This is a genomic window from Undibacterium sp. FT79W (genome assembly GCF_014284215.1).
In the GTDB taxonomy this organism is placed as follows: domain Bacteria; phylum Pseudomonadota; class Gammaproteobacteria; order Burkholderiales; family Burkholderiaceae_D; genus Undibacterium; species Undibacterium aquatile.
This window is the reverse complement of record NZ_JACOGB010000009.1, coordinates 60291-76385: the sequence shown is the minus strand read 5'-3', so window position 1 is coordinate 76385 and position 16095 is coordinate 60291. Positions and strand designations below refer to the sequence as shown.

The window sequence follows — 16095 nt, the reverse complement described above, 5'->3', positions numbered from 1 at the left end:
CTGATCATATTGCTTTTTTGTAACTGTGTGTAATTTTTATAGTGTTGCTTACTTTATCGTTGTAAAGCCGTTACTTCATGTCATTTAGACTCAGATATTGCTTTTTTTGTTACATCGAAAGATGTGCTTATGCTTGGTTTACGTCGGTGAGTTGACGTGATCTTGATCTCTTATGCAAGCCCGGTTTGTCACCTGCATGGTACTTTTGATCACCATCATTTTTACCAGTTGGCTGATTGTTGTGGCTCCGCCGTGGTAAAAATTTAACGCCGTTGTCTAAGCCTGATGCAAATAATGCGCCATAAATGCGCGATAATCTCAGGTTGGTTTAAAACCAGCCAGACTCTCGTCCGGTGCTTTCCTTTTCCCGTGGGCCTATCCGCTTTGATTCCGGAGTATGACAAATGATAAAAATTGCCGTTGTTTCATATAACAATGAAACTCCTATCTCCCCCGTTGCGGCCAGCTTTAGTGAAACACCGCAGACGATAGGACGCAGCGACGACAATTTTCTGGTCTTACCAGATCCCAAACATTTCGTTTCCCGCACTCAGGCCAAAGTCTGGAGCGATGGAACACACCATTATCTGATGAATGTCAGTCTGGCGAATCCGGTCAGTGTTAACGGTAAAGAAATCGATCCTGAGCATGACTATGCTATTCATATCGGCGACCAGATTCAGATTGGCTTATATGTGCTCGAAGTTCTTGCCAGTGAGGTGCAAAGTGACACCACGTTAACTGCGGTCGGCGTGACAGATGTCATTGCCGCACCGGCTCCGACCGAGAGTGTATCGTTCGTAAAAACAGTGGCATTGCAAGGCGACCGGAAAGAGACGCCGCAACCTCCGCGATTTTTAATGCGTGCGGACGCCGATGCTGTTGCTGAAAACTTGCATCAGGACGATGCGCATAGTCTGTCATCGGCTACCACGACGCAGCCAGCATCGGATGGTGTGGTAGCTGAGGCGGTCGAGGTAGCAGATGTCGCAAAACTGGCCGAATCAGCGAAGGCTGTTGCGGATTCCAATGAATTATTAAATGCCTTTTTGCAGGGCGCGGGTCTGACTTCCCTGCACATTTCCTCCGGGCTGACAACGGAGCTGATGGAAACATTAGGCAAATTAGTGGCGACGTCGGTGGAAGGAACGATGGGTTTGATTTCGCAACGGGCATTGGTGAAACGCGAAGTGAATGCGGACGTCACCATGGTGGTGTTACGAAAAAACAATCCCTTAAAATTTTTCCCGGATAGTCAGACGGTACTGACGCAGATGCTGCGCAAAAAAATGCCCGGTTTTATGACGCCGGCAGAAGCGATGGAAGATGCATTTCAGGATTTGCGCGCGCATCAGTTAGGCGTTGTCGCCGGGATGAAGGCCGCGATGGATGCACTGCAGAAAAAATTCGAACCGACTGGATTTGCGCGCTTGTTGCCGGTGCCGACGTTGATGGATAAGATGAATCCGGCACGCCGTAAAGCGGACATGTGGGATCATTTTGTGGAAATGTTTGAAGATCTTTCGCTGGAATCGAAAGACGAATTTCAGACCTTGTTCGGCAAAGAATTTTTAGCTGCTTATGAACGCGAAGTGGAACGTGCCAGACACGAATCCACTGCGCTCTGAATGATTGCGTGATGATGCCCATGCATCTGGATACTGCATACATTAACGCGATCGGTGACCGGCAATCGAATCAGGATGTACTTGACAGCGCGTTTGAGGATGACCTCGCCTGTTTCGTACTGGCCGATGGAACCGGCGGGCATCTGGGCGGCGAAACCGCCGCCAATCTGGTTACTGCGAGTATCATAGCCAAGTTCCGGAAAGATGCGTCGTTCAGCGCCCATGCCTTGCGCTCTTATATAGAGTCGGCGATACAGCAGGTTGGGCAAGAGAAAGCGTCCAGCGTCCGGCAGGAAAATATGAGCTCGACCATGGCAACGCTGCTGATTGATATCGCGAATCGCTGCGCCTTGTGGGCGCATCTGGGGGATACGCGGATTTATCTGCTGCGTCAGGGAAAAATACTGTCGGTCTCGAAAGATCACAGTCTGGCGCAAAGAATGATCGACGCAGGTTATGCTGATTACGCAGCGCTACGGCAACATCCTCATCGCAACATATTATTTGCCGCGGTTGGTGCCGAGGGTGATATTGTTCCGGAAGTAACACTGGATGCCGTGGCTTTGCAAGAAGGCGATGCCTTCCTCATATGTACGGATGGCTTCTGGGAATGGGTGCATGAAGACCAGATAGAACAGAGCTGGCTGGCAAGCCGGAGCAGCGAAGCGTGGTTGAAGCAGATGAATGCGATGGCCGAAAAAAATATCGCCAATACCGATGTCAGTCGGGATAATTTTTCAGCATTTGCCATTTGCGTCCGTGATGCCAGCGCTTTGTGATAAGACATGATCTGCCATTTTTACCCTTTGATTTTAGCTTCTAATTTTTAGCCTCTGAGTAAGCCTTGAATACAACTAAATTACTCGATAACGATGTCGCAGACGAGCACCCGGCAGGAACCGGAAATTGCCTCGCGACAGGGACTCGCCTGAATGATTTTGAAATTACCGGTGTACTCGGTCAGGGTGGGTTTGGCATCGTGTATCTGGCCTTCGATCATTCCTTGCAGCGAACCGTAGCGATCAAGGAATATATGCCGGGCGCACTTGCCGGCAGGGCAGAGGATGGCAGCGTCGTCGTTCACACTGGCCGGCACAAACCGACGTTTGATGCCGGTCTCAAGAGCTTTATCAATGAAGCACGTTTGCTGGCGCAGTTCGATCATCCGTCGCTGGTAAAAGTTTATCGCTTCTGGGAAGAAAATAAGACGGCTTACATGGTGATGCGTCATTACGATGGAGTGACGCTCAAGGAGATTGCTGCCACGCGTCCCGAACTCGTGACGGAAGCGTGGCTCAAATTTATTTTCCGGCAAATTCTGGATGCGCTGGATACTTTATACCATGCCAGAATACTGCACAGAGATGTGTCACCCGATAACATTATCGTGCAAAAAAACGGTGACGCGGTGTTGCTGGACTTTGGATCAGCACGTCAGATTATCGGTGACATGACGCAAGGATTAACCGTTATTCTGAAACCCGGCTATGCGCCGGTCGAACAGTATGCGGATGACGATGATCTGCGTCAGGGGCCGTGGACCGATATTTATGCGCTGGCCGCTGTCATGTATTACATGATTATCAAATCCCCGCCTGTGATGTCAGTGGCACGTGTGGTAAAGGATACGCTGGTGCCTTTGCAGCAAGATCCTCACCCAGGGTTCAGTACAAAATTTCTGAGTGCAGTTGATCAGGGTCTGGCGATACAGCCGCAGGACAGACCACAAACGATGGATGAATTCAGGCGCTTGCTTGGTATCAGCGCGCTTGCCTCATCCCGTAAATCGCGCAAATCCTCATCCCAGCGCAAGGCGAGTGAAAGCGGTCGCACGGATGCCAGTAATCCGTCATCGCAAAAACTTATCACGACCACGCGTCTTGGTAAGCCGGTTGCCGCCGGTATGATTCACGGAATATTGCGTGAAAAACTGCAAGCGCTCCGCCAGAGTTCCACCACCCGGACGGGGCTGACTGTTATCGGCGGTATTCTGATTTTGCTGGCAGCAGGTGTTTATCTCGCCAGTCGCCATGAGAGCGTGCAACCAGTGTCGTCAACCGTGCCAGTTGCACAGCAGCAGTCCGTTGCGTCATCGGTCGCGGCCACTGCATCCATTCCGCTTGCATCAGATATGGCCAGTAGCCCGGATCCGGAAGCGCAGGCATGGGAAAAACTGAATAGCAGTGATCATTCAGAGCCGCAAGCGTTCAGCGCATTTTTGCAGCAGTATCCGAATGGCAAACATGCCGCGGCGGCGCAAGCACGTTTGAATGAATTAACGCAGGCGGCAGAGCAGGCGAAGGCGCAGAGTGCTCCGGCGGAACCTGTGATCAGCAAAGTCAATGTTAAACTTGCCGTCAAGCCGTGGGGCACAGTGTTTGTCGATGGTGTGCAAAGTGGTGCCAGCCCACCGCTGAAGAATTTAAGTCTGACCAAGGGTAAGCATAAAATCAGGATTACCAATCCAGGCTTCCCCGACTATCTGATCGAGGTTGATGCTGGTAAAAATAATGCCAGCGTTATCGAGCATGAGTTCGTTGCTAAATAAGTTTGAGTAAAATGAAGAATAGATTCCGCCTTTTTCCTGTCTGCAGCCTGCTTCTTGTATGCACCTTTTTGCCGGGATGCGAAACAGCTCCAAAGAATGTTCCGGCACCAAAAGCGGCAGTCAAATCGAAAGAGACAAAACCTGCAGCAGCGGCTAATCCAGCACCTGAAGCCGCAGCACCAGCACCGGTGATCAGCCCTGACGTGCAGGCTTACAACGAGGGAAGCGCCTTATATAACGACGGTAATTACAACGGGGCGATCAAAAAACTCAGTGGTGCGACCGAGATCTGGAATGGTCATAACAAGGCGATACAACTCGATGCGCTGAAAACAATGGCGTTCAGCTATTGCGTAACATCCAGAACACAACTGTGTCGTCAGCAATTTGAGCGAGCCTTAAAGCTTGATCCCAACTTTGATCTGATGCCGAATGAGATTGGTCATCCGATATGGGGGCCGGTCTTTTTGAAAGCTAAAAAAGCCAAAAGCCTTAAAAAATAACAGGGCGTCATGCTGCGCAGCTTTTAGTTGTGCAGCTATTTTTCTGCTGTTCTGCTCAAGTGTTTCTGTCATCGCGTTCGCTCATGACATCGCAGATGCTGACTTCTTCCAGCCGTCTTTCTCGCTGATATAAATTCAAAAACAGGTATAGACAAGCCGCGCCGTGCTGCTTGTCTTTCTGTGCTTGTTTTCGCCATGTATGCCTGTAAAAGTTTCATTTCCCATTTTTGTGCACTACCTTGATCAGATAACAGACGAGAATCAGGTTTGCCGGATCGGTTTCCGGGTGCAGGAGCTGACTATTCCATGCGGTAACTTTCGCTAAAAAGCAGGCGATAAAATATGTTGCGCCGCAAACAAAATTTCACATTATAAAATTGAATATCGCTATTTGGAAAATTAAAAAACCCCTGCTAGAATGCCTGCATAAATAAAATTTCAGTTTATATTCGTCGATACGCTAACGCGCGCTCACCTCGAAAGCGCACCAACAGGAGGCCTCTTATGTCACCCCAGATAGACCAAGTTCTGGCGCAAGCCGTCAATGATCCAGATGTAATGGAAACGAATGAGTGGCTTGATGCGCTCGAATCCGTGATTGAGAATGAAGGCCCTGAGCGTGCTCATTACCTGATGGAGCGCATGGTTGATCTGGCGCGCCGCCGTGGTGCGCATATCCCGTTCTCCAGCAATACTGCTTACGTCAATACGATACCGGCTGACCAGGGCGAACATTGCCCGGGTAATCTGGAAATCGAAGAAAAACTGCGCTCGATGATGCGTTGGAACGCGATGGCGATGGTGGTGAAAGCCAATCGTCTGGATGGCGATCTGGGCGGTCACTTATCCAGTTTTGCCTCACTGGCCAATATGCTGGGCATAGGCTTCAACCATTTCTGGCATGCGCCGACCGAAGACCACGGCGGTGACTTGTTGTACATCCAAGGTCACTCTGCGCCAGGTATTTATGCCCGCGCATTTCTGGAAGGTCGCCTGACCGAAGAACAGTTGCAGCATTTCCGCCGCGAAGTCGACGGCAAAGGTTTGTCTTCTTATCCGCACCCGAAACTGATGCCGGATTTCTGGCAGTTCCCAACCGTATCGATGGGTTTGGGCCCATTGATGGCGATTTATCAGGCGCGTTTCCTCAAGTATCTGCATGCGCGTGGTATTGCGGATACAGAGAAACGGAAAGTCTGGGCATTCTGTGGCGATGGCGAGATGGATGAGCCGGAATCTATGGGCGCAATCGGTATGGCAGGCCGCGAACAACTGAATAATCTGGTGATTGTGGTCAACTGTAATTTGCAGCGTCTGGATGGACCTGTACGCGGCAATGGCAAAATCATTCAGGAACTGGAATCCGATTTCCGTGGCGCAGGCTGGAATGTCGTCAAAGTGATCTGGGGCAGTGGCTGGGATGAATTGCTGGCGAAAGACAAAGAAGGCATCCTGCAAAAAGTGATGATGGAAACCGTCGATGGTGAATATCAGAACTACAAAGCCAGAGATGGCGCTTATGTCCGTGCCCACTTCTTTGGCAAACATCCAAAATTGCTGGAAATGGTCAGCAAAATGTCGGATGACGATATCTGGCGCCTGACCCGCGGCGGTCATGATCCGCACAAAATTTATGCGGCCTATAAAGTGGCACAGGAAAGCACAGACAAACCAACTGTGATTCTGGCGAAAAGTATCAAAGGCTTCGGTTTTGGTAAATCCGGCGAGGCGCGTAATACCGCGCACAATACCAAGAAGCTTGATGATGAAGCGATCAAAGCCATGCGCGACCGCTTCCAGTTGCCGATCGCTGACGCTGATCTGCCAGCCATTCCTTTCTACAAACCAGCCGACGACACGCCAGAAATGCAATACCTGCATGCGCGTCGTAAAGCGCTGGGTGGTTATCTGCCGCAACGCCGTCAGAAAGCGGATGAAGCGCTGGTTGTGCCAGCATTATCGGCATTCCAGGCGATGCTCGAACCCACTGCTGAAGGGCGTGAAATTTCCACCACTGCTGCGTATGTCCGCGTTCTGACGACCTTATTGCGGGATGCGAGTTTAGGCCCGCGCGTTGTGCCTATCATGGTGGATGAATCACGCACTTTCGGTATGGAAGGTTTGTTCCGTCAGATCGGTATTTTCAGTCAGGTTGGGCAGTTGTATGAGCCTGTCGATAAAGATCAGGTCATGTACTACCGCGAAGATAAAGCTGGTCAGATTTTGCAGGAAGGCATCAATGAAGCCGGTGGTATGAGTTCGTGGATCGCCGCAGCGACTTCCTACTCGACCAATAACCGCGTGATGATTCCGTTCTATACGTATTACTCGATGTTTGGTCTGCAGCGTATCGGCGATCTGGCGTGGGCTGCGGGCGATATGCGAGCACGTGGTTTCCTGCTTGGCGGTACAGCCGGTCGCACGACGCTGAACGGCGAAGGCTTGCAGCATGAAGATGGTCACAGCCATGTGTTGGCATCGACGATTCCGAACTGCGTGCCTTACGATCCGACCTTTGCGCATGAAGTGGCGGTCATCATGCATGACGGCCTGCGTCGTATGGTGACGAATCAGGAAGACGTGTTCTACTACATCACGCTGATGAACGAGAACTACAGCCATCCGGGTCTGAAAGCGGGTCAGGAAGAGGGCATTATCAAAGGTCTGTACCAGTTGCAAAAATCAGCAGAAACAACCAAACATCGCGTGCAGTTGCTGGGTTCCGGCACGATACTGCGCGAAGTGATTGCTGCTGCTGAGTTGTTGCAATCTGACTGGGGCATTGCAGCCGATGTCTGGTCTGCACCTTCATTCACTTTGCTGGCGCGGGATGGTCAGGATGCAGAACGCTGGAATATGTTGCATCCGACTGAAGACGCACGTTTGCCATACATCACTCAGTGTCTGAAAGACACGACAGGTCCTATCGTGGTATCGACGGACTATATGCGTACGTTTGCTGAACAGGTACGTGCTTTCATCCCTAAAGACCGTAGCTACAAGGTCTTGGGAACTGATGGTTTCGGTCGCTCCGATTCACGTGCCAAACTGCGTGAATTCTTCGAGGTGAATCGTTACTTCGTTGTGATCGCTGCGCTGAAATCGCTGGCTGACGAGGGCGCTTTGTCTGCTTCCGTGGTGGCTCAGGCAATCGCGAAATACGGCATCAACGCAGACAAACCAAATCCGGTGACTGTGTAACAGCATGAGGCAGGGTGCGCCAGGCGCACCCTACGAAAGAAACGCAAACGGAGCTAATTTATGAGCGCAATTGAAGTCAAAGTACCGGATATCGGTGATTTCAAGGAAGTGGAAGTCATTGAGCTGATGGTCAAAGTGGGCGATACCATCAAAGTCGATCAATCTCTGATCACGGTCGAATCAGACAAGGCCAGCATGGAAATTCCGTCCAGCCATGCCGGTGTGGTTAAAGAAATTAAAGTTAAAGTTGGTGATAAGGTCGCCGAAGGTTCGTTACTGGTGATCGTCGAAGCCAGTGGCGATGCGGCTGCACCAGCTCAGCCAGCAGTTGCGCCTGCGACGCCCGCCGCGCCAGTGGTCGCAGCACCAGCACCTGCCCCGGCATCCGCGCCGGTGGTTGCAGCGGCACCTGCGGTAACAGTTGCCGCACCAGCGGCGACTGCGGTTGCCGGTAAAGCGCATGCCTCACCATCGATACGCAAATTTGCGCGTGAACTCGGTGTTGATCTGAGCCGCGTTGCCGGGTCTGGCCAGAAAGGCCGCATCACGCAGGAAGATGTGCAGAACTTCGTCAAAGGCATCATGGCTGGCAGCACCGCTGTTGCTGCGGTTTCTGCTCCGGCAAAAAATGGCAGCGGCGTCGGCCTTGATGTATTGCCGTGGCCATCGCTGGATTTCAGCAAATTTGGCGCGACGACAATTTCACCTTTGTCACGCATCAAAAAATTGTCCGGCCCGAATCTGCATCGCAACTGGGTCATGATTCCGCACGTCACGCAATTTGACGAAGCTGATATCACCGGCCTCGAAGATTTCCGTAAATCGTCGAACGAAGCGATGGCAAAATCCGGCGTCAAGCTGACTATGCTGGCCTTCGTGATTAAAGCGAGTGTGGCTGCGCTGAAAAAATTCCCGGCATTTAATTCTTCGCTCGATGCAACCGGTGAAAACCTGATCCTGAAGCAGTATTACAACGTTGGCTTTGCTGCTGATACGCCAAACGGTCTGGTGGTGCCTGTTGTCAAAAATGCGGATCAGAAAACCCTGTCGCAAATTGCACAGGAAATGGGTGATCTGTCGGCGCAAGCACGCGAAGGCAAACTGAAACCAGCCGATATGCAAGGTGCAACCTTCACGATTTCTTCACTCGGCGGCATCGGCGGCACGGCGTTCACGCCTATCATCAATGCACCTGAAGTGGCGATTCTGGGCTTGTCGAAATCCAGCATCAAACCAGTGTGGGACGGTAAAGCATTCCAGCCGCGTCTGATGCTGCCTCTGTCGCTGTCTTACGATCACCGCGTGATCGATGGCGCGATGGCCGCGAAATTCACTGCTTATCTGGCCGACGTGTTGGCTGATCTGCGTAAAACCTTGCTGTGAGCGGAGACCAGGCTATGAGTGCTATCGAAGTTAAAGTTCCCGATATCGGTGACTTCAAAGAAGTCGAAGTGATTGAAGTGCTGGTCAAGGTTGGCGATACGATCAAGGTCGATCAGTCCTTAGTGACGGTTGAATCCGATAAAGCCAGCATGGAAATTCCTGCCAGCCACGCGGGCGTGATCAAAGAGCTGAAAGTGAAGCTGGGCGATAAAATTGCCGAAGGCAGTATTCTGCTGGTGATTGAGGCGGAAGGTGCAGTTGGTACATCGGCAGCGAGTGCAACACCTGCAGCTCCAGCAGTTGCGGTAGCGCCAGTTGCTGCCACTCCAGCCCCGGCTGCCGTTGCCGCGCCTGCAGCTCCACCTGCACCTGCCGGACCAGTCGGCATCGTCGAAGTCAAAGTGCCGGACATCGGCGATTTCAAAGAAGTTGAAGTCATCGAAGTCATGGTCAAAGTAGGCGATACGATCAAGGTCGATCAGTCATTGATCACGGTGGAATCGGACAAAGCGAGCATGGAGATTCCTTCCAGCCACGCTGGTGTGGTCAAAGAAGTCAAAGTCAAGGTAGGTGATAAAGTCGCCGAAGGCTCGTTGTTGCTGTTGGTGGAAGCCGCGGGCGCAACATCTGCAACATCTGCTGCGGTCGCGCCTGCTGTTGCTGCCTCAGTTGCCGCCGCAGTTGCTTCGGCTGCTCCAGCTACTCCTGCACCGCTTGCGTCTGGCTACACTGGTCAAGTCGATATTGAGTGCGACATGATGGTACTCGGTGCCGGGCCTGGTGGTTATTCCGCCGCCTTCCGTTCTGCCGATCTTGGTATGAATACGGTGTTGGTAGAGAAATATTCCACACTTGGTGGCGTCTGCCTGAATGTCGGTTGCATTCCATCCAAAGCGCTGCTGCACGTTGCTGCGGTGATCGACGAAACATCGCACATGGAAGCGTTGGGCGTGACATTTGCGAAACCGGCGATCGATATCGACAAGCTGCGCGGCTACAAAGAAAGCGTCATCAAAAAAATGACGACGGGCTTAGCTGGCATGGCGAAAGCGCGTAAGGTCAATATAGTGCAAGGCGTTGGTCAATTCCTCAGCTCTTACCACATTGAAGTGACTGCGGCAGACGGCACTAAAAAAGTCGTACAGTTCAAGCAGGCGATTATTGCCGCTGGTTCTTCTGTCGTGAACCTGCCTTTCGTACCGGCTGACCCGCGCATTGTTGACAGCACCGGCGCACTGGAATTACGTCAGGTGCCAAAACGCATGCTGGTGATCGGTGGTGGCATTATCGGTCTGGAAATGGCGACGGTGTATTCGACACTCGGTGCGCGCATCGATGTGGTTGAAATGATGGATGGCCTGATGCAGGGCGCGGATCGCGACATGGTCAAAGTCTGGCAGAAGCACAATGAAAAACGCTTCGATAACATCATGCTGAAAACCAAAACGGTCGGTGTCGAAGCGCTGCCGGAAGGCATCAAGGTCACGTTTGCATCCGCAGTTGAAGGCGAAGCTGCACCGGCACCGCAAGTCTACGATCTGGTGTTAGTAGCGGTTGGTCGCAGTCCTAACGGCAAGAAAATTGCTGCCGACAAAGCAGGCGTTGCCGTGACCGATCGTGGCTTTATCACTGTCGATAAACAGATGCGTACGAATGTGCAGCATATTTTTGCGATCGGTGACCTAGTTGGTCAGCCTATGTTGGCGCATAAAGCCGTGCATGAAGCACATGTGGCGGCCGAAGCTGCTGCTGGTGAAAAAGCCTACTTCGACGCGACTGTGATTCCGTCGGTCGCTTACACTGATCCTGAAGTTGCATGGGTCGGTGTGACCGAAGATGAAGCGAAAGCCAAGGGCATCAAAGTCGAAAAAGGCTTGTTCCCGTGGATGGCTTCTGGCCGTGCTGTGGCGAATGGCCGTGACGAAGGTTTCACCAAATTGCTGTTTGATGCAGACACCAAACGCATCGTTGGCGGCGGTATCGTCGGTACCCATGCCGGTGACATGATAGGCGAGATTGCGCTGGCAATTGAAATGGGCGCAGATGCGGTAGATATTGGCAAAACCATCCATCCACATCCGACACTGGGTGAATCTATCGGCATGGCAGCAGAAGTCTATAAAGGCGTCTGCACGGATTTGCCTCCGCAACGCAAGAAGTAAGAGCATCCCCCGTTCTCAAGGGAACGGTACTGCATGACAAAAAACCGCGCTTCAGGGCGCGGTTTTTTTATGGCTGCTCGCTGCCGCTTAACATTTGCTGGCAATGCAGAGATTGCCTGCATCTAGGGGTCAACAGGTCAACAAGGTCAGCCGTTCAGCATTTTCATCGTTGCTGCCGGATAGCGTTCTCCGGCGACGGCTTCCGGCGGAAAAATCTGATTCAGAGCCTGTACATCGGCGGCAGACAGTGAAACGTTCAGCGCCTCCCAGTTTTGCTCCAGATAAGAGCGCCGTTTGGTTCCGGGAATCGGAATAATATGCGGGTCTTGTGCCAGTACCCAGGCGAGCGCGAGCTGTGAAGCGATGCAGCCATAGTGTGTGGCAAGTTGTTCCACTTTCTTTACGAGTTGCAGGTTTTTATTAAAATTTTCTCCTTGAAAACGCGGGCTCGAACGCCGGTAATCATCTTCGGAAAATTGTTCCGGACTGGTCAGCGCACCTGTCAGAAAGCCGCGTCCCAGCGGGCTATACGGCACAAAGCCAATACCGAGGCGGCGACATGCAGCGAGTACACCCTGTTCCGGATCGCGCGTCCACAAGGAATATTCGCTTTGTATTGCGGTGATCGGATGAACCCGGTGCGCGCGCTCTATGGTGGCAACGGATGGTTCCGATAAGCCGATATAACGAATCTTGCCTGCCTTGACCAGATCGGCCAGTGCGCCTACCGTTTCTTCTATCGGTGTATGCGGATCAATCCGGTGCTGGTAATACAGGTCGATGGTATCCGTGCCGAGACGACGCAGGCTGCCTTCGACGGCGCTACGGATATACGCCGGCGTACCATTGACGCCGCGCAGATGCGGATTGGATGGATCGCGCACGATACCGAATTTAGTCGCGATAAAGCATTGCTGGCGCTTTCCCTGTATCGCTTTTCCTATCAGTTCTTCATTGGTGTAAGGGCCGTACATATCGGCAGTGTCGAGCAAGGTGATGCCGATTTCCAGTGCACGATGAATGGTGGCGATGGATTCGGCATCGTCGCGGTTGGCATAGAAATCGCTCATTCCCATACAGCCCAGCCCCATGGCGGAGACCAGCGGGCCATTACTGCCGAGCTGGCGGGTTTTAAGAGATGCGGTTTCTGTGGCGACTGGTGCCTGAGTCTGTTTGTGGTGCAGATGGCTGGTGCTCATGAAGGCTGTCCTTGGGGTGAATGGATGGTAAATCGATCTCAGCCCCGAAGTTCGCCTGCATATCGCTATACATGGCAATTTTCAGTTGCAGTACCGTCAGGTTGTCCTGCAAGGCTGCGATCGTCTGTTCCACGCTTTGGGTATGCTGTTCCAGCAAGGCCTTGCGTGCAGACACACTCTCTGGCGTATTGCCTTCCCTGCGCCATTCTGCATAGCGCAGCATGTCGCGTACCGGCAAACCGGTGCGCCGTAGTTTCAGCAAAAAGTCTATCCACCGGATATCTTCTTCACGGAACTGGCGGTGTGTATTACTGCGCCGCGCGACCGGATCGAGCAAACCGATCCGTTCGTAATAGCGCAGGGTATGCACGCTGAGCCCGGTGGCAGCAGCGGCTTGTTGTATCGTCATGGGAGTGGTCATGGCAGGCAGTCTAGAAGTTGGAGCGCGCTCTAAGTCAAGCACATTCCGGAGAAAATATTTGAGTATGAAAGGCAAGATCGCGCAGACAGAATAGCAGGATTCAATCTGATGACCCATCCTGAAACAGAGAGACAGTTTTATTGCGTAACGAAAACAAATGGCATCGTATTTCGACCCGACGTTGCCGGTTTCACCCTGGCTGATACTGCACTTGTCAGCATTTTTACAGCAACTGTCCCGTCACTGATTCTGCCCATGCCATTTTTCGCCTTCAATATACTCCCCCTGGTATGTTTAAAGCCCCTTTGTTTATAAGGACATCAGAGGTGTTTTTTATAAAATAGGGGGGAGTATCCACAATTGCTGCTTTCAGCGGGTGAATACCGGCCCATTCACCTGGCCTGGTTTCGCTGATGTTGTACTATTGTCTTTTCATGATGGCATTCATTGCTCCCTTGTCTGATTTAACCTGTCTGTGATTGAAAGGAATCTCCATGCCCTTGGTGACATTGACGGTACGCCGTCCTAAAACTGCTGCGTTTAAAGACACGGTACTTAACAGTATTCATGAGGCGCTGGTCGCCACCGGCGTGCCGCAGGACGACGTATTCCAGCGCGTGCTGGAACTCGATGCCGAAGATTTTCGCTTTCATGCGCGCTATCCCGATGCAGTAACTGATCGCGATGAGAATTTCGTACTGATCGAAATTCTGTGGTCGGCCGGACGCAGCGTCAAAGTAAAAAAAGCCTTACTGACAGACCTGATGCAAAAGTTGCAGGCGCAAGGTTTTGATCCGGAAAATGTGATGCTGGTATTTAAAGAAACCAGCTGGGAAAACTGGTCTTTTTCCGGTGGGCGCTTGCTGCATACCTGAACCCTGAATCCTAAACCCTGAATTCTGTAAGCTTGTTCGTGAAACTGAGGCAACCCTATGAAAAAAATGTGGCAGATGTGTAGTGCGCTGATGGTATCGATTGCCGTGTTCTGTGCGTCGCCAGCGCAAGCCGACAGCACGGAACGTGGCATTTCCCTGGCAACGGCGAATGGCGAAATACAGGGCAGCTTATTGCAACCGGAAGGCAGCGCAAAAGTGCCGGTCGTGCTGATCATTGCTGGCTCTGGCCCGACGAATCGCAATGGCAACAGTGCAGGATCATCCGGCAATAACAATAGTCTGAAAATGCTGGCAGAGGGATTGGCCAATCAGGGCTATGCTTCGGTGCGCTTTGATAAGCGCGGCGTGGGCGACAGCGCCGCTGTGGCAAAGACGGAATCGGCTATACGTTTTGAAACTAACGTCAATGATGCCGCGGCGTGGCTGAAGATGCTGAAAGCGGATACGCGTTTTTCTGATGTGGTGGTGTTGGGGCACAGCGAAGGTTCGCTGATTGCGATGCTCGCCGCGCAGCAAGTGCCAGTCAGCGCGCTGGTGTCGGTTGCGGGCGCTGGCAGCAATTTAGCGGATGTGTTGCGTCAGCAATTGTATGGCAAATTACCACCCGATCTGGTGAAGCCGAATGAAGACATTTTGCAAGCCTTGCAGGCAGGGAAAACCACCGCCAGCGTGCCGCCTGCGCTGCAGTTTTTATATCGCGAGAGTGTGCAGCCCTACCTGATTTCCCTGTACCGCTATACGCCGCTGCAAGAAATTCGCAAACTCACGATGCCGGTGCTGATTTTGCAGGGCGATACCGATATTCAGGTTGATCGCAGCCAGGCCGAAGCATTGAAAGCGGCAAAACCAGACGCAGAACTCCACGTCATCAGCGGCATGAATCATGTCTTGAAAATAGTACCGGCCGACGCAAAGAAACAAATGGCCTCGTATTTTGATCCCACGCTGCCGATTTCACCTGAGCTGATACGTCATTTGTCGGCATTTTTGCAGCAACTGCCTCGCCGCTGATGCTGCTGGATCGATTTTTGGTCTCAAATATACTCCCACCAGTATATTTTAAAGCCCTTTGTTTATAAGGACATCAGGGCTGTTTTTATCAATACATGGGGGAGTATCCATCAATGTCGCATCTTTCGCATTGCTGACGCGGTACTTATGCCGCACTGCACCTAAAGTCCTTATCGTTTTCGCGTCGGCGGTCATTGCCAATGGCTGTTTTGTTGTCATAGTATGAATGTATTGATCCAGATCAAGATGGACAATCCACTACAAAAACGATGGAGACAGCATGGCAGACCAGACTCAGGGACGAGGTGGTGACAGCGCGCCACCCGACATTACCACCATCATCGATACCGCATCACCCTTTCCACCTATCCGCCGCATCGGCATGTTTCGCCCGTTCACCTGGCTGCGGCTGGGCTGGGACGATTTCCGCGAATCCGGCAGCGCCAGTATTTTTTACGGCATCTGTTTTGCCGCAATGGGGCTGATACTCAATCTCGTGCTCAGTCATGCGCCGCAATATGTGTCTGCACTCAGTTGCGGCTTTTTACTGATCGGACCCTTGCTGGCGCTGGGTTTGTACGACATCAGCCGTCGTATAGAAAACGTGCGTTCCGGTTTGCTCGGCAGTGTATTTTCCATGCGCGGCCGCTGGAGCAATATCGGCGTGCTGGCACTCGTGCTGGCAGTGATACTGATGGTCTGGGCACGCGCTTCGCTGGTGATTTTTGCTCTGTTCTATAACAAGGGCATGCCCACTATGCATGGCTTTCTGACGCAGTTATTTTCACTGAATAATCTGGAATTTCTATTGGTCTATGCCTGCATCGGTTTCATCTTCGCGAGTATCGTTTTCGCAATCAGCTGGGTCTCGATTCCTATGATGCTCGACAGAGACAGCGACGCCATCACCTCGATGATCATCAGCTGCGTTGCGCTGTTCATCAATGTGCCCGCAAGCATCGTCTGGGCGCTGATCATCGTCAGCTTCGTGGTGCTCGGCTTCATGACCTGGAGCCTGGGTTTCATTATCGCCATGCCAGTTATCGGCCATGCGACCTGGCATGCGTACAAAGAAGTGGTGGGGAACGCGGCTGACTCAAGGGTGTATCGGAAATGAATCTTGAATGCGCTGATAGGTGCATG

At 52.1% G+C, this 16095-nt stretch carries 12 protein-coding genes; 10 read left to right on the top strand and 2 right to left on the bottom strand.

The window, feature by feature from the left end; translation table 11 throughout:
• Nucleotides 1-404 precede the first annotated feature (404 nt).
• From tagH to lpdA, 7 genes are all read left to right on the top strand, one after another.
• The gene (gene tagH, locus H8K38_RS16515; protein ID WP_186885954.1) at nt 405-1628 is read left to right on the top strand and encodes a type VI secretion system-associated FHA domain protein TagH; all 1224 of its coding nucleotides are present in this window, start codon (nt 405-407) and stop codon (nt 1626-1628) included.
• 11 nt (nt 1629-1639) lie between these two features.
• Nucleotides 1640-2407, top strand: coding sequence for a PP2C family serine/threonine-protein phosphatase (locus H8K38_RS16510; RefSeq protein ID WP_186885953.1), 768 nt, complete (start codon nt 1640-1642; stop codon nt 2405-2407).
• A 65-nt stretch (nt 2408-2472) separates the two neighbouring features.
• Nucleotides 2473-4176, top strand: a complete 1704-nt coding sequence (locus H8K38_RS16505) for a serine/threonine-protein kinase (protein ID WP_186885952.1) — start codon at nt 2473-2475, stop codon at nt 4174-4176.
• Nucleotides 4177-4187: 11 nt separating this feature from the next.
• Nucleotides 4188-4679, top strand: a complete 492-nt coding sequence (locus H8K38_RS16500) for a TssQ family T6SS-associated lipoprotein (protein ID WP_186885951.1) — start codon at nt 4188-4190, stop codon at nt 4677-4679.
• 504 nt (nt 4680-5183) lie between these two features.
• Nucleotides 5184-7880 carry a pyruvate dehydrogenase (acetyl-transferring), homodimeric type gene (aceE, locus tag H8K38_RS16495; protein WP_186885950.1) on the top strand — a complete coding sequence of 899 codons (2697 nt, stop codon included), beginning with the start codon at nt 5184-5186 and terminating at the stop codon, nt 7878-7880.
• A 60-nt stretch (nt 7881-7940) separates the two neighbouring features.
• Nucleotides 7941-9263: a dihydrolipoyllysine-residue acetyltransferase gene (gene aceF, locus H8K38_RS16490; RefSeq protein WP_186885949.1), complete on the top strand. Its 1323-nt coding sequence runs from the start codon at nt 7941-7943 to the stop codon at nt 9261-9263.
• Nucleotides 9264-9277: 14 nt separating this feature from the next.
• On the top strand, nt 9278-11425 hold the full coding sequence (lpdA, locus tag H8K38_RS16485; protein WP_186885948.1) for a dihydrolipoyl dehydrogenase: 2148 nt from the start codon (nt 9278-9280) through the stop codon (nt 11423-11425).
• A gap of 146 nt (nt 11426-11571) precedes the next feature.
• Here the strand turns inward: lpdA and H8K38_RS16480 are convergent, their stop codons facing one another.
• Both H8K38_RS16480 and H8K38_RS16475 read right to left on the bottom strand, forming a co-directional pair.
• Entirely contained in the window at nt 11572-12624 is a 1053-nt protein-coding gene (locus H8K38_RS16480; protein ID WP_186885947.1) for an aldo/keto reductase, read from the bottom strand.
• Nucleotides 12557-13045 carry a MerR family transcriptional regulator gene (locus H8K38_RS16475; protein ID WP_186885946.1) on the bottom strand — a complete coding sequence of 163 codons (489 nt, stop codon included), beginning with the start codon at nt 13043-13045 and terminating at the stop codon, nt 12557-12559. Before H8K38_RS16475 ends, H8K38_RS16480 begins: the two co-directional genes overlap by 68 nt.
• Nucleotides 13046-13539: 494 nt before the next feature.
• On the opposite strand from H8K38_RS16475, the gene H8K38_RS16470 reads away from it, so the two are divergent.
• From H8K38_RS16470 to H8K38_RS16460, 3 genes are all read left to right on the top strand, one after another.
• Nucleotides 13540-13920 (top strand): tautomerase family protein, encoded by a 381-nt coding sequence (locus H8K38_RS16470; protein ID WP_186885945.1) that lies wholly within the window; start codon nt 13540-13542, stop codon nt 13918-13920.
• Between the two features lie 57 nt (nt 13921-13977).
• Nucleotides 13978-14952, top strand: a complete 975-nt coding sequence (locus H8K38_RS16465; RefSeq protein WP_255423040.1) for an alpha/beta hydrolase — start codon at nt 13978-13980, stop codon at nt 14950-14952.
• Between the two features lie 280 nt (nt 14953-15232).
• Nucleotides 15233-16069, top strand: coding sequence for a DUF2189 domain-containing protein (locus H8K38_RS16460; protein ID WP_186885944.1), 837 nt, complete (start codon nt 15233-15235; stop codon nt 16067-16069).
• The last annotated feature ends 26 nt before the right edge of the window (nt 16070-16095 follow it).